At 32.1% G+C, this 14,183-nt stretch carries 16 protein-coding genes; all 16 read right to left on the reverse strand.

What is annotated here, in order from left to right; translation table 11 throughout:
• Positions 1-4 precede the first annotated feature (4 nt).
• Complete coding sequence (locus ACS8MM_RS04555; RefSeq protein WP_379713528.1) at positions 5-832, reverse strand: hypothetical protein; 828 nt, start codon at positions 830-832, stop codon at positions 5-7.
• A 62-nt stretch (positions 833-894) separates the two neighbouring features.
• The gene (locus ACS8MM_RS04560) at positions 895-1,374 is read right to left on the reverse strand and encodes a hypothetical protein (RefSeq protein WP_379713530.1); all 480 of its coding nucleotides are present in this window, start codon (positions 1,372-1,374) and stop codon (positions 895-897) included.
• A 62-nt stretch (positions 1,375-1,436) separates the two neighbouring features.
• Positions 1,437-2,453, reverse strand: a complete 1,017-nt coding sequence (locus ACS8MM_RS04565; protein WP_379713532.1) for a DUF2931 family protein — start codon at positions 2,451-2,453, stop codon at positions 1,437-1,439.
• Between the two features lie 58 nt (positions 2,454-2,511).
• Positions 2,512-4,200 (reverse strand): T6SS phospholipase effector Tle1-like catalytic domain-containing protein, encoded by a 1,689-nt coding sequence (locus ACS8MM_RS04570; protein ID WP_379713534.1) that lies wholly within the window; start codon positions 4,198-4,200, stop codon positions 2,512-2,514.
• Between the two features lie 3 nt (positions 4,201-4,203).
• A complete protein-coding gene (locus ACS8MM_RS04575; RefSeq protein ID WP_379713536.1) occupies positions 4,204-6,036 on the reverse strand; it encodes a type VI secretion system Vgr family protein in 1,833 nt (610 codons plus the stop codon).
• Between the two features lie 59 nt (positions 6,037-6,095).
• Positions 6,096-6,575, reverse strand: a complete 480-nt coding sequence (locus ACS8MM_RS04580; RefSeq protein ID WP_379713538.1) for a hypothetical protein — start codon at positions 6,573-6,575, stop codon at positions 6,096-6,098.
• A complete protein-coding gene (locus ACS8MM_RS04585; protein WP_379713540.1) occupies positions 6,563-7,327 on the reverse strand; it encodes a hypothetical protein in 765 nt (254 codons plus the stop codon). Before ACS8MM_RS04585 ends, ACS8MM_RS04580 begins: the two co-directional genes overlap by 13 nt.
• Positions 7,328-7,342: 15 nt before the next feature.
• Positions 7,343-7,738, reverse strand: coding sequence for a type VI secretion system tube protein TssD (tssD, locus tag ACS8MM_RS04590; RefSeq protein ID WP_379713542.1), 396 nt, complete (start codon positions 7,736-7,738; stop codon positions 7,343-7,345).
• Between the two features lie 131 nt (positions 7,739-7,869).
• Positions 7,870-8,256, reverse strand: coding sequence for a type VI secretion system tube protein TssD (tssD, locus tag ACS8MM_RS04595; RefSeq protein ID WP_379713544.1), 387 nt, complete (start codon positions 8,254-8,256; stop codon positions 7,870-7,872).
• 44 nt (positions 8,257-8,300) lie between these two features.
• Positions 8,301-8,687 (reverse strand): type VI secretion system tube protein TssD, encoded by a 387-nt coding sequence (gene tssD / locus ACS8MM_RS04600; protein ID WP_379713546.1) that lies wholly within the window; start codon positions 8,685-8,687, stop codon positions 8,301-8,303.
• Positions 8,688-9,066: 379 nt separating this feature from the next.
• Positions 9,067-9,597 carry a hypothetical protein gene (locus ACS8MM_RS04605; protein WP_379713548.1) on the reverse strand — a complete coding sequence of 177 codons (531 nt, stop codon included), beginning with the start codon at positions 9,595-9,597 and terminating at the stop codon, positions 9,067-9,069.
• 56 nt (positions 9,598-9,653) lie between these two features.
• A complete protein-coding gene (locus tag ACS8MM_RS04610) occupies positions 9,654-11,021 on the reverse strand; it encodes a DUF5458 family protein (RefSeq protein WP_379713550.1) in 1,368 nt (455 codons plus the stop codon).
• A 36-nt stretch (positions 11,022-11,057) separates the two neighbouring features.
• Positions 11,058-11,504 (reverse strand): hypothetical protein, encoded by a 447-nt coding sequence (locus ACS8MM_RS04615; protein ID WP_379713552.1) that lies wholly within the window; start codon positions 11,502-11,504, stop codon positions 11,058-11,060.
• A gap of 28 nt (positions 11,505-11,532) precedes the next feature.
• A complete protein-coding gene (tssO, locus tag ACS8MM_RS04620) occupies positions 11,533-12,048 on the reverse strand; it encodes a type VI secretion system TssO (RefSeq protein ID WP_379713554.1) in 516 nt (171 codons plus the stop codon).
• Positions 12,049-12,055: 7 nt separating this feature from the next.
• A complete protein-coding gene (locus tag ACS8MM_RS04625) occupies positions 12,056-13,222 on the reverse strand; it encodes a hypothetical protein (RefSeq protein WP_379713556.1) in 1,167 nt (388 codons plus the stop codon).
• An 18-nt stretch (positions 13,223-13,240) separates the two neighbouring features.
• A complete protein-coding gene (locus tag ACS8MM_RS04630; RefSeq protein ID WP_379713558.1) occupies positions 13,241-14,182 on the reverse strand; it encodes a TssN family type VI secretion system protein in 942 nt (313 codons plus the stop codon).
• Between the last annotated feature and the right edge of the window lies 1 nt (position 14,183).

Below are 14,183 nucleotides of genomic sequence, written 5' to 3' on the forward strand. Positions count from 1 at the left end.
ACAATTAAATACTACTCTCAACCCTTTGTTTTGATTCACTTATCGCCCAATTTCCCTGTTTGGAATTCATCGTTAATTTGATTTCTTCATTTCCTGAAAGTACCATTGATGCTTCACAAGAAAGAAGACTATTGTCTTTAGGATGAAATGTATATTTACCATACATATCAATCCACTCCGATTCTGATTGAATTTCAATATGTATTTCATCTTTGGTCACAATTTCATCATTATTCATTCCTTTTTTTTTCACCAAAACTTGTTGCATTGGAATATCTATTGAAAAATCCATAAATGGTGCCGCTTTCCATTGAGTCACCTTTGTATTATCTTGATAGTGCCCATACAAGGGTTTAAAAAAGAAATAAACAAAAAGATGGTTTTGCATTATACTTTTAAGGAGATTGCTATTTTTTATATTAGTGTCGGTCATTTGAATATACTCCAACGCAGTGTCACCTTCATAATAATTAATGAGCTTATTTTTAATGATCTCCCATCTTTGTAACATTTTTTCATGCTCAAAAATTTGTTCGATTTCACCCAAACTAGTGACCAAGAATTTCAATGGAAATAAAGCATTCCCACAATCGAAAGCCAATTGGTCGAAAACCAAATCTGGTGTACTTCCATCGATTAAAAGATTCTTTCTGTCGAGTTCATATACAAAACCATTTTGGCTGACATTATTCAATAATGTAACCTGCATTTCATATTGAATTGTTTTATCAACCCAATCACCCGAATATTGTCGATGAATCACTTCAAAAGTTTTTATTCCCGGTTTTGGGTGTAGTACAAATAGTTTTGTTGAATCTTCTATTGAATTCATGATTGATTATCGAATAGATTAGCAATTATTTTAATGATTTACACATACTATTTTTGAAATTTTCAAAGAAGTTTCATTATTGAATCCTTACAGATTTCATTATTATTTTTAAATTCCAAATAGAGCGATTCCCTTTTATGCCTATTATTTAACAACTTTGTGAAAATCTCAAAATTTCTTCTCAATTGGATATTTACATCAATGTATTGTTTTTGTTTTTCCAATGGAATTTTAGATTCCGAAATTGTACTGTTCTTTTCAAAGTTTTCAACATTTTGAAGAAATTTATACCCCTCAGTTTCTATCGTGGAAATTTCATTATCGTCCATTGTTCTGAACCAAACAACACATTTTTTTTCAATTTTATCTAGAACTTTGAATTGCTCAACCAAGTAATCAATCACTACTTTACTTTCATTATTTGGATTTAATTGTAGATAAGTAGTGTATTTCTCATCTAAACTTGATTTTGTGATTTGTGAAAAACCATGTGTAGCACTTAGTAACACTAAAAATAAAATGATTATACTAGTTTTTCTCATTATCGTTTTCCGTTTATTTTCAGTAAATGTTTCTATGCTTTATATATTCCAAACCGAATAAATTACTCTTCATATGAATCTCTAAATCTCATATGGCTGTTAGGGTAAATTCGAATGCTATCAACTTCTATTGGTTTACCATTTAGATTTATACTTAGCTGACTATTATCTTCTTTAATTTTTATATTAAAAATATTTTCTTTTACTCCCGAGTTTTTCAATAATTCATTAGTTTTTTCCCAATCAAAAAAGATACGAGCTATATACCGTTCATTTTTACCTGTTTCCCAAAATAAATGAATCACTTCAGGAACAGCTCTATCTTTACTAATAGGCTTTGCTACCAATGAACCAAACATTACTTCATATTCACCATTAAAATATTCATTCCCTAATTCAAAAAATTTAGCTCCTCTATTTTCAGAATTCACTTTATGACTCCATTTGTATTTCAATCTGTAGTTATCCCATAAATCAGGGGATACATCTGGCAAATACATACTTTTCTTTGCTTCTTCATAGCGTTCCGGGTGAATTCGGTATTTTTCCATGTAGATTTTTTTTACTTTTTTAATTTCTTCTAAATCAGTAATTTCCATAGCTTTAAAACGCCCGATTTCGTATGAAATAAATGCATATCGCATCCACACTACAATCATCCCTTTAGGAGCAAAACCAAACACCAAAGTACTAAATGGCTGATAAGTATATCTATATCGCTCGAAGTCATCATTATACTGATCTAAAGAAATAAATTCTTTAACGGAATCTTCACCATTATCCGATGTTGGATAACATCGATTGGTCATTTTTTTTATAAATTCTAAATCAAAATCTTGGTTAATCTTATAATACTTATCTTCATAACGTGAATAATACGTAATATCGAATCCAATTGGAGTACCGTGTTGCTCTGTCCACATAGCTCCAGAACTACCCCATTCTCCACTTGTACTTCCATAAGGTAATCCAGCAGGAACTCCTTCAAGTGTTTTTATTTGGTCTAAAATTGGTGTAACTTCATATTTTTTATTAGGCTCTGATATTTCAGTACGAAACTCTGGTAATTCTTTATGCATTTTACAATGGGAATGTGTTGTTAATAATAAAATATAAATTATTATTTTATAAAAATATTTAACCATGATGTATTTCTCTTTTTCGTACTTCTTGTTTTAAAGCCCCTTCATTTCTTGCTGATAGTCCAAATAAATTACTTTTTACTGACCAATGCAGATACTCATTACGCAAACGATGTAAATCATTATTATCCATATAGTTGATATAGTGAATAGACTTTACTTCATTAAAATAATTTTTAGAATAAAAATCAAAATTTTTAAGTTCTTTATTGTATCCTACTACATAACGATTACGAATGTTAATTTTTGCGTTATAATAATCTTTTATTTGATTATAAACTATGTTTATAAAAGAATCTTTAATTTTATAATCTTCTAATTTATCTGGCTTGTATTTAACATTAAAATCTTTCGATTTTTCTATCATCAAATCCAATGGTATTTTATCGTAGCTGTTAAACAAAACCCTTCTACCAACTAACCCATAATTATACTGGTTTTCATACCATTTAGTATGTCGATCAAGGTCTTTTTCATAAAAAAATTGCTTTTTTATTTGAGGGTCTTTAAACCATCCTTCTTCCACTACATATTTTTTAAATAAATCATACTCCTTGTCCTTTCTTTCTTTAGCCATGTTTTTGTGGTCTTCCGTTTCAGCAATCTGGATATTATCAATTACTGAAATTTCTTCAACATTGTCAAGATAAGATCCTCCTATATCAGAATGTACTCCTGGAAGCGTTAGTTCCAAGCCAGATAATCCAGCACTGTTAATATCAGAAAGATCAAAATTTTCCCGATACTCATCATCTGAAACTAAATGAAAAACATATTTAGCTTTTTGAATACTATCTAATTTCAATTCTTTAACATCGTTTCCATGATATGCACCCAAAGAAGCAACTGTATCATAAATTCCAACAAAATTGAAAATGATTTTTTTAATTTTCATACCTAGATGTAACAAACAGGCTCCAAAATAACCATAGTTGTCCAAAATTTTGGTATTTTCTAATACTAAATTAAATTGATGGATTTTGTCATTAAACAAATAATCTGGGTAAACTTTATATTTATTTTTCTTATCACTAATCTCATCTTCTAAAGAATAGTTTGCCATTTTACTGGCTACATGCAAAAAATGCCTTGCAGCTGCTGCCCCTCTACTAAAACCATATACATTAACAAATAAAATATCAATTTCTTTATTATTATATCCCTTTTCAAACATTTGTTTTGCAGCATCCATACATCCTTTTGTTACCTTTGCAGTCACACCAGTATCTCCCATACCTGTAGCCACTCCAGGAAATTTAGAATCGCTTTTTAAATTTTCGGTTCCAATACCCTCTATGTATACTTTAACTTGATTTTCTACATTAGAATCTACTGCATCATAACCTCTGGCTACATTGGTATAATCATTCTCAAAACTATCATCATTTTTATTCCCTGTTTTGATATAAGCTTGATGATTACCCGAGCTTGGATTTCTTGCTTCTGTATTCGTTTTATTATTTTGGGTACCGTCAAAGAAGAGATTCAAATTCACATTGATTGAATTAGATAAAGTGTCCTCCTTATTTGAAGCCTTATAATCGGATTCGACCACGCCGTCTGCTTCGCCTTTCCATTGGTTTTTCATGGGCGTACTGAACTCATAATTGCCTGCATTGGCAGTTAAGTTCATCTCGGTAGAAGTATTAATTAAATCCCCTTCAACAATTCTTGTGATACCCATCTTTTAAAATGCATTAGATTTTTCACCACTTTTTTTCACCACTTTCTGAGAGGCGTTTACCACTATACTTTTTTCAGTTGTACTTAATTGTGCCGATTTAGCAATTTCGGTACGTTCGGTAGTTTCGGATTCCCTGTTGCCTTTTACGATTTCAAGCAAACTGCCCATTACATTGACCAAGTAATTTTTTCCAACAGAAACATTATGGAAAGCTCCTGCAATAAGATTTTTATTTGCTCCAGCAGTTTCAGTAATATCGACACCCGCAATAACCGATAAATTCTGTCCTACATTGATACTCATATTTTTACCAGCAGTAATTGATATATCATTGGGTGCATTCACACTGATATTTCCTTGACCATCCATTAACCAGGTATTGCCACTTGGATCTTCTATAAAAATGCTTCCTTGAGCATCATTAAAAATCATTTTGGTTCCTGAACGGGTATGAATGACCTTCTGATCATTGCCTGATGTATTGTATCCTGAAATTTCAGCACCGTTGTATTGCGTTCCAATCACAAACGGTTTTTCCGGATTCCCGCCTTCGAAAGAAACAAAAACTTCCTCTCCGATTTCGGGTATAAAATAAAATCCTTTACCTGATCCTGCATGAGGAGTAACCAATCTAGTCCAGTCGCTTTCATGATTCCAAAAGAATTTCACTTTAATTCGTCCCATTCCGGCTGGATCATTGTTATCCGTTACAACTGCAGCTTGAGTTTCTGCTTTAGGATATACCAACGGATTTGTGTAAGGTGGTACTTTGACATCTCTTGGAATCGCTTCAAATTGGCATTCGTAATGACCGAATCCTTTAGAATAGTGATGAACCCCTATGGCAATAAATTCTCCTTCTATAAAATCCTTGGTTATGGTAAGTGTTCCTCCTATTTGTAAAGGAATCTTACTCAAACCGGAATACGTCACTACATTAGCTTCTTTTGCTTGTTGTTTTGTTTCTTGTATTCTCTGAATATCTTGAGCTTCGTAAGCATTACTCACAAAAGCATGATTCTCATTTTCTCTGTTATATACATTACCCGATGCGTTTTGAGCATTTTGAGCAATGTAGCTTTTGGTATTATTTTGGGGTTGCAAATTTTGCGCATCAATTTCTGACGCCAAATTATAATCATACCCTTTGTAGGCAATCTTTTGTGGTTTCAATCTACTCACTACCTTAAAGCTATGTAGATTGACACCATTTTGCAATGATGCTTTCGATGTTTTAAGCGATCCAAACTTCAAATAATCACCGTCGTAATACATCCATTCTCCATATTGAACAGCTAACCTTTGAAGAAATTGAAAATCGGTTTCATTGTATTGTACGATGTAAGGAAAAACAGTTTTATTCACTGTATTCACATCGGTTCCTGTAAAAATCCCTTTGACAATATTCTGGTCGGTTTTCCTTACAATATCTTCTAAAGAATTCGAAAAATGGGTTTCACATTGTTGAATTTCATCCAATAAGATAGTCGGACTTTCACCAATGATTTGAAATCCCTTAGAAGCACCGTCATTATCTAAAATTTCCATTTGTGAAATAATTCCTTTAAACTGAACATTTTCACCCCTAGCACTATCTTTAAATACAATCAGTACTTTGGCCCCCATATATTGTTTAATGAAGTCCGCCTGATCTTTAAAATTCATCACAACATCTCCGATTCGCCATGTAAAACTAAAGGTGTGATGCCCTAGTAGACTTTGGTTTATCATTAGATTATAATATACAATTTGTCCGCTGTAACTGCCTATCTGGATACTTACCCTTTCTTGCATGGCATCGGTCACTTTTTCCATAATTCCATTCATAACGCTCATAGTGATTGTTGTTAAATTTTAAATAGGTGCTGTTCTCTTAAATTTTTGTAAAACTGTATTTAGTCTCTTATTCCACTAATCAAATGAATTGCTTCTTTGGTTATGGTATCGTATAAAATTTGTTGTTTGTAGGGAAAATAAACTCCTTCGAAAACTATTTTATTTTTTAAATCAAACTGTTTGATTAACGTTTTATCCTTCAGATTATCTGTATAAAATGACAAATCGTTTTCAACAAAAGGGTAATCAACCCTTGTCTTTCTGAATTTCGAATTCAACTCATTTTGAATTGGAAACTCTTCATGCTTTGTTAACTTTTCCATGAAAGAATCGTTTACCTTGTATGTAAAATAACCCGAACTCATAAAAGTTGGTGCAACTTCGGAAAATTCACCTTTACAATCTTTGATTTCATTTTTCATGGTATCGGACAACTTAATCAGTTTTGACAATTGTTGTATTGGATTTTCCTTCTTTTCGAGAAAAGAACAACTAAAAAGAAATGCGGAAACCAGAAACATAGATTTTATTTTTCCCATGTAGCTTCAATATTAAATTCCTGATAAACATCGCCTCCAAAACTTGGAATTTTAAAATTCATTTCAGACTCCAATTTGCTGGAAATCAAAACTGGTAATTTTCTCTTTATGGTTTGACCTCTTGGCGCACTATCCACTAAATTTTCAATGCTAAAACCAAGTGTTTCATCAAGTTTGTTTTGCCAACTTTTAGGCAATCTTGTACCCGAATACCAATGACTTCTATTATTAATTATGGCTTTTATTTTGTAGGTATTGTTCACTTTTACCCAATATATTTTTGCTTTGTACGAACCTAAAAACCATTCAACGACAGTATAATAATCTTTCATTCCGGTCTCAGCACCCACAAAATGAAAACTGGCTTCGAATGGATTGGGTCTCATTGCATCTGAGACCTCAAAAAATTTCCTTTTGATGGAATTATTTGTTTTGGTTCCTGAGAAACTGGGAGATTTAGCAATATCTTTTGAAAACGCACTGTTGGTATTGAATATGATTTTGTCACCATTCCACGATGCATTAGGCAACATTGGAGAAGTTTCAAAAAACCATATAGCAAACAGTTCATCCCAATTAGCAGTGGTACCTGCTTTAGGTAATTCCGGAAATCTAATTTTTAAAATTTGTTCAAGTTTCTTTTTTATCCACTCATATATCTCGTATTGATCAACAGGAAAACTGTTTGATTTTAACTTATGTATGATTTCAAAATCGGACAGGAACAAAAGTTTTGATTCATAAGAAAGCATAGAAATTTCTTTATTTTATAAATCCAATGACCATGGTTTGCCTAAAACAGCACCACTAAAGTCAATATCTTTAGCCGAAAGCAGCAATTCAATTTGCATCGGCACTTCGTTATTTGATCTAAAACTCTCATGAAAATTGATACAGAAAGCTTTTTCAAATTTTAACTCTTTCATTTTTGACATGGCATCACGTCTAAAAAAAGTAATTTTTCCGTTTTTAGTTTGCGTACTGCTTATCATCCATTTCATAAAGTCAACACTTTTGGTAGACTCTACAACAAGTCTAATATTACCTCCCTGAGCAATTGTTTGAGGTTTTCCATTATGATCAACTTCCTGCGTAATGTGCAGGTCAAACTCTAATACATTGTAGGTTTCCCCATCTAATTCAAATTTTGCTAAAAAAGACATGTTATATTGTTTTAAAGGTCAGAATTCCATTAAAAATTGTCGAAAAACCAACGAGATAAATTTTGGGTCTTCATCCCGTTGGAATTATTTCGACATCACAAATAAGTACTATTTAAAAAATAGCTTATTTCTTATACCCATTCGTTTTCATAAACTCCTGTGCCCATTTCGATTTTTCTTGCCGAAATAGTAAAAGTTTCTGTTAACGGGTTTTTTCCTGTTGAATCAAAGTTTTCTTTGTGTTTAACCAAATAGCCCTCAGTAAATTTCAATTCTTTCAAAGTTGCATCACTGTCTCTTTTGAAAAACTTCACACTTCCGTCTTTACGCTCGAAACTGTTAGTCATCCATTCGAATAATTCAGTTGATCCTGTTCCTTCGATTGTTACATCAATTTTACCTCCTCTTGTTACTGTTGAAGGACGTCCAGTTGCATCAGTTTCCTGAAACAAACCATAGTTTACGTTTAGTACGTTGAATTCTTTACCTCCAACGCTTAATCTTGCTTTAAATGACATAATAAAAAATATTTAAATAATTAATAAATAAAAACATAGTACAATTAAACCCACTCGTTCACATGCTCTCCAGTTCCCAGTTTAATGGATTTTGCAGATAAAACGAAGGTTTCAGTTAATGGATTCTCACCCTCAGAATCGAAATTTTCTAGATAATTCACAATATAAGCTTCTGTAAACTGTAATTCTTTGAGAGTTGCATCACTATCTCTTTTAAGGAAAACGATACTACCATCCTTACGTTCGAAACTATTGGTCATCCATTCAAACAAATCTGTTTCACCAGTGCCTTCCACTGTAATTTCAATTTGCCCTCCTCTAGAAACAGAAGAAGGTCTGCCAGTAGCATCAGTTTCCTGAAACATCGCATAATTAACATTCAAGATGTTTCGCTCTTTTCCAGCGACTTTAATTTTAGTTTTAAATGACATATAAAATGTATTAACGTTTTACAATTAGCTTAATCGAATCAAAAGACAATAAAAAACCACACCAAATAACGGTGATACAGAAATAATAATTGAATTGATTCTTTGTAGTTAATTAATTGAATTGACTACATAAAAAAGTTGATTATGAAGTGGCACAGATTTGATCTGTTGATCAACTCATTCTTTTGAAGTTTGAAGTAGTTTCATATTAAAAATGCTGAATTAAGGTTAAATAAAAAATAATACCAATGAATATAAATATATAAGTGACGAATGTAAGAATTTTACTTCAAAAATAAAAATAAAATCGTGTTATTTTTCTTACTTATTTTAAATCCCAGTAACCATAAGTCATTCGAAAGCATCAACTTATAAAAAATCAATACTTTCTAAGGCATTTAATATCTTCATTTATTTGTTTTGCAGTTTTTTTATCTACTCTAAACTCATAATCTTTCTGATAGGTATGAATCATAAAACCTTTGATAAAACTTTTCATGATGTATTTTATATCGTACTGCCTTAATTCTACCACAATATAACCTTCACAATTCACTTGATACTTGTTTATCAACTCATACTTATCATCATTAACAAAAGACAATTCTACTACATCATCTTTCTTAATACATGCATTGAATGAGAAAAGTTTGATATACAAAAATACTTTTGACCCTTTTCTTTTTCCAAGTTGAAAAGAGATATAATCCTGGTCTGTATTATACACTTTAAAATAATAAGGTTCTGTGTGGGCATAAGGTCTTTTATCCAGAAAATTTTCTTTGCTACGTGTAATTTTAACTCTGTTTTTAAACCTAATCTTAAGAGAATCTCGAGAAGACATTTGTGCCTGAGCTCCAGTAACGGATAAACTAAAAAAGAGTACAGCAAGTATAAGTTTTTTGATCATAGTTATAGATATGAGTTTAAAAAAAGGGATTTTTCAATCCCTTTTTTAGTTGCTTCTTATTTTTGTTCGTATTCAGTATCCCATTCTGTACCATCATCCCCTTTTTGACCTTCCATTTTGATCATGAAATTTTTAGCAGGGAAATAAGGCTTCATATGGATATCCAAATAAATTCTGTCTTTTTGAATTGGATCTTGTTCAAATCGTCTGATTTCGAAATTTTCAATCAGTTTATCCGGTCCTGTAATACCATCCAAAAACTGAACAATTTGTCCCATGATTTCTTTACGTGTTTTAGCCGTGAAGTTTTCAAAAGCTCTTCTATTTAAGAAGTCCATTAAAACTTTGGTTACATAATCAAATACACGAACAACAGAATAGGTTTGTAATCCTAGGTTATCTCCGTTAAATAATGTTTTACCAGAGAAAGCCATAACTTTTCCATATTCATTCACCATTGGAATCAATCCCATGTTTTCCAAATTGGCAATTTCACTTTTTTTCAAGTCGAAACGAACACCGTCAACCTCGTTGATTCCTCCGAATTTTTTACCTGCAGTCACCTGAGACATTAACGTTTTATAAATTTTTCCGGCCAAAGCAGCTGATGGCGGTACAAAAAGATCTTCTGACTCTCCAACGGAATCAAATTTTCCTCTTCCTACTAACCAGTTACATGTCATTAACACATTCGAACGATAAATATCACCTCCGGTCAAATAAGCTGCATCAAACATTTCCATCACATCATCCGGTTCATCAAGATGTGCGAAATCCGTTACCAACATCACTTTATTTTCATGAGCGATTTTAGCCCATTTTTCGACAACTTTATTACTTCCTAAATAACCTGGAATGACTAACAAACCGTAATTATTTTTTAAATCCAAACGATCATAATTGTCTACTAATTCATTGTGAATTGCATCAATAAAACGAGTGTTATCAAGATCTTGCAACTGATCCAATTCTGCATTGATAATTGTTGCATTTCGAACTTTATCCGTTTCAGTATTTTTATAGAACAAACCGATTGTTCTGTATGATTGTTCTAATTCTTTTGTTTCATGTATAGCAATGGCTAAGTTTTTCAATAAGGTTTCTTCAGCAACTTTACTTTTATCTTCGCTTTGTGCTACCATATCGGTTAGAGATTCATTTTCTTTTAAAACCGAAGCCCACATTTGTAATGTTTTCTTCAAAGTTTCTCTTTCCACTTCTTTATTCGCTTCACTCATAAAAATCTGACGACGCGCTTTACGGTCTGGATTCATATTTTGAGCACCTTCAATGGCTGTTTCCAATAAATCGAAACCACCATACTTAGCTAATTTCTCAACATTCAGTTTAAAACCGCTTTCTTTCTTTTTTGGTTCCAATACAGCAGTATCGGTATTTTGAGCTTGTAATTGTTCTTTAGACATACTATTAATTTTTACTGTTTATTGACTGTTATACTTTTACTTTTGATTCAATTCAGAAATCAATTCTTCGATTGTTTCCAATAATGCTTTTTTAGCATCCGGATTATCTAAAGCACTTTTTAAAATTTTGTTTGTTTTCAATTGCTTGATAATTTTCTGATACTGATCCTTTTCAGTCTCTAAATTGGTAAGGAATTTACTTTGAGCAGTGATTCCTTTGATACCAAAATCTCCTAAATTATTGAACTTAAGCTCTTCGTTTTTAGATGCACCATCAGCATCTTCAAAAGCCACTTTTGCTGTGGGTTTGAAATGAGAAAAAACCTGTTCGACATTTGTCAAGCCTTCAACTAATTCTGGTTTAACTGGTGTATCACCCGTTAACTTTTGCGCAATTAATGTTCTGTTTTGAGGGATTTCCAAGATTGCTTCGCTAGCATCTAACTTTACCTCATTTCCTCCGATTCCGTAATTTGATAACATAAGATTATAATTTGTGTTTATAAATAATTTAGTTCGCTTTGTTGATTTGTCTGCAAACCTCTAAATCTCTTTTTACAATTTCCAACTCGCTTTTATACGTTTCAATTTGTTGCAAAAGTTTGTCCATTTCTTCTTTGCTTTCCCCCATCATCTGAATACTTTTTTTAGCATCAATTAGTTGTCTGTTAGTCAATATGATATTGTCATACATATTGTCACGCAATAAACTGTCTTTCGTTGGAATAGACTGCTGCATACTGATAATGGTTGAAATGGCTTTTTGCTGATTATAATAAAAGTCTTGTCCGGGAGCATTTAAAGAATCAATTGACGATTTCAGATCTTCCATATTTTTGGCAAAATCTTCCTGAAACATAAATTCCCTAGTCATGATTTCGTTGTCTTTTTTCAATTCACTATTTTCTTTCCAGGGCAAATAGTAATCAAAGAAAATAGCCCCAATAATAACAAACATGGTAATCCCAAATACACCTATAAAAGCTACGAAAGATTTTGCTCTTTCTTTTTTGTTTAATACTTCCATTCTACTTTTAATCTTCTAAAAATGTTTTATTTCTTTTCGATGAGTCCAATGCCATATTTTCAAGTTCCAGTCTTTCTTTGACAAAAATCCCGTTATCTTTTCGCTTACCGATATAATCCAAATGATTAAGTGTCGAAAACAATTCGTTGGTAATTTGCATGAATCGAAGCGTTTTCTCGACAGTTTTATCTATCTGAGTGTGATTGTAACCGACATTAACCAAATCAGTAAAAGTTCCTTCAAATTCTCCTTGACTGATACCGCACCATTCTGCGATATAATTCAAGAGCTCCTCCTTACCAGCTCCTGATTTTGAATCGATATAGTTTTTCATCATTCTAGCCAATGAAATCACTTGATCAAACATATATGCAGGTGGTTGATACTGTGAAAACCAACGAAATGAATTGATTGTCACTCCTAAATACATCGTGATTTTTTCTGACAAAGCCTGAATAATCAATGCCAATTCATTACTTTGATTACGTCTGTTAATTTTCTGAGAAATCTGAACAGTAAATAGTTCCAATTGCCCGAAAAAACGATCAATCTTAGTATGAATTTCCATTAACTTTTCATGACTTTGAACTGAAGTACAAGGAGGTATATAGTTCGTCATAAGGTAAGTTTCATTTTTATTGACAATAATTTTACCTAAAGTCAAATGATAACCTCCATAATTATTCTCGTTGTTCTTTTCAGGAACCAAATTCAGATTGAATGAAGGCAAAACGTTAGGATAACGAGGAGGATTTTCTTCAGGATCCGGGTTTCCAAACGGTTTTTTATCAAATAAATTCACCGAAACATTGACTAATAAAACCACATCCTGATCGGAATCAAGTTCGTATACCGCTTCGGGATATGGCATTTCCATGTTTAGCATATGCCTATTGTTTGCACTGATAGCAATGCGACTTCCGTTGGGTGTAACTGCATGACATTCTTCTACTTTCACCCTTAAAAGTTTATGATTATCAATAACCAATGAGATTTTCATTGATTCTTGTGCATTTCCTAAAGGAAGCAAACCATAGTTTAAAGCATTTAACTGAGTTCCCATTGCATCCCTGACCACATCACTGATATGATCTTGCATTCCTATGAAATGAGATTTATTAATTTTCATTCCATCTACCCAGTTCACCGGGAAATGATTTAGTTTTTCTAGCATAAAACCTTAGTTATAATTTTAATTCATTATTATCTTTCCTTGCTCCAATGATTCTTGTTGCCAATTCCCCTCATCCAAAGGCTTAGTTCTCAAACATATAACCATACTATCCTCTTGAATTCCATTCATATACATAGTTAATTCTGGATCGATATATTTAGATACTCCATACCAATTCGGTTTCAGATAGAATACCCAATGTTGCGGATTCCCAAATTCATCTAGTAGTTGAATGGGATGATCCGAATTTCTTGTATTATAATCATTAACAAAATGATAGAAAAGTCGTCCAAAATCCATACGAATAGGTGATTTGGCTCTAAACTCAGTTCGTATGTTTGAAGTAGGACTTTTATAAAAAACAAATGTGATCACCACCATATCTCTAAATTCATCGTCCTTTGGCTCGGCAAAGGCCCCAAATTCTGGGAATGGCCAGGTTTTATAAATTTTAGCAGGTATTGATACAGATGTTTTAAAGGTGGCAAAAATCCAGGTCGGTACTAAAAACATTAAAATACAAGACGCGATAGTAAATGCATAGGTAATTCCGTTCATATAAGTATACAACAGTAAAAAAGGAATGGTTCCAAATACAGCAATCAACATATTATAAACACCTTCCAACCAATAACTATCTAACTCATACTTCAACAGATAAGTTCTATAGAAAATAACATGCAGAGTACCCAAACCAAATAAAAGCACCTGATAAAAAACAAATTCACTATAAAGACTACTAATTGCCTTAGATTGTCCTAAAAAGGAAACCAAAGCAAAAACCAGTAAAGCCGAAAACAAATAGATGTAATACTTAGTCTTATACTGTGTTTTGAAATTTTTCACTTTATCGATAAAGAACATGGATAAAATAGCACCTAATAGCAATAAAACTACAAGGATAATTAGCAAACTAGGATCGATTAATTCTTTAAAATTGGGTCTAAATGCAGGTTTCATA

This window comes from Flavobacterium sp. MAHUQ-57, assembly GCF_051908335.1.
Classification (GTDB): Bacteria; Bacteroidota; Bacteroidia; order Flavobacteriales; family Flavobacteriaceae; genus Flavobacterium.

Excerpts from the sequence above, each read along its gene's own strand:
- ACS8MM_RS04555 (WP_379713528.1), bottom strand. The coding sequence starts at position 832 with ATGAATTCAATAGAAGATTCAACAAAACTATTTGTACTACACCCAAAA.
- ACS8MM_RS04560 (WP_379713530.1), bottom strand. The coding sequence starts at position 1,374 with ATGAGAAAAACTAGTATAATCATTTTATTTTTAGTGTTACTAAGTGCT.
- ACS8MM_RS04565 (WP_379713532.1), bottom strand. The coding sequence starts at position 2,453 with ATGCATAAAGAATTACCAGAGTTTCGTACTGAAATATCAGAGCCTAAT.
- ACS8MM_RS04570 (WP_379713534.1), bottom strand. The coding sequence starts at position 4,200 with ATGGGTATCACAAGAATTGTTGAAGGGGATTTAATTAATACTTCTACC.
- ACS8MM_RS04575 (WP_379713536.1), bottom strand. The coding sequence starts at position 6,036 with ATGAGCGTTATGAATGGAATTATGGAAAAAGTGACCGATGCCATGCAA.
- ACS8MM_RS04580 (WP_379713538.1), bottom strand. The coding sequence starts at position 6,575 with ATGGGAAAAATAAAATCTATGTTTCTGGTTTCCGCATTTCTTTTTAGT.
- ACS8MM_RS04585 (WP_379713540.1), bottom strand. The coding sequence starts at position 7,327 with ATGCTTTCTTATGAATCAAAACTTTTGTTCCTGTCCGATTTTGAAATC.
- tssD (WP_379713542.1), bottom strand. The coding sequence starts at position 7,738 with ATGTCTTTTTTAGCAAAATTTGAATTAGATGGGGAAACCTACAATGTA.
- tssD (WP_379713544.1), bottom strand. The coding sequence starts at position 8,256 with ATGTCATTTAAAGCAAGATTAAGCGTTGGAGGTAAAGAATTCAACGTA.
- tssD (WP_379713546.1), bottom strand. The coding sequence starts at position 8,687 with ATGTCATTTAAAACTAAAATTAAAGTCGCTGGAAAAGAGCGAAACATC.
- ACS8MM_RS04605 (WP_379713548.1), bottom strand. The coding sequence starts at position 9,597 with ATGATCAAAAAACTTATACTTGCTGTACTCTTTTTTAGTTTATCCGTT.
- ACS8MM_RS04610 (WP_379713550.1), bottom strand. The coding sequence starts at position 11,021 with ATGTCTAAAGAACAATTACAAGCTCAAAATACCGATACTGCTGTATTG.
- ACS8MM_RS04615 (WP_379713552.1), bottom strand. The coding sequence starts at position 11,504 with ATGTTATCAAATTACGGAATCGGAGGAAATGAGGTAAAGTTAGATGCT.
- tssO (WP_379713554.1), bottom strand. The coding sequence starts at position 12,048 with ATGGAAGTATTAAACAAAAAAGAAAGAGCAAAATCTTTCGTAGCTTTT.
- ACS8MM_RS04625 (WP_379713556.1), bottom strand. The coding sequence starts at position 13,222 with ATGCTAGAAAAACTAAATCATTTCCCGGTGAACTGGGTAGATGGAATG.
- ACS8MM_RS04630 (WP_379713558.1), bottom strand. The coding sequence starts at position 14,182 with ATGAAACCTGCATTTAGACCCAATTTTAAAGAATTAATCGATCCTAGT.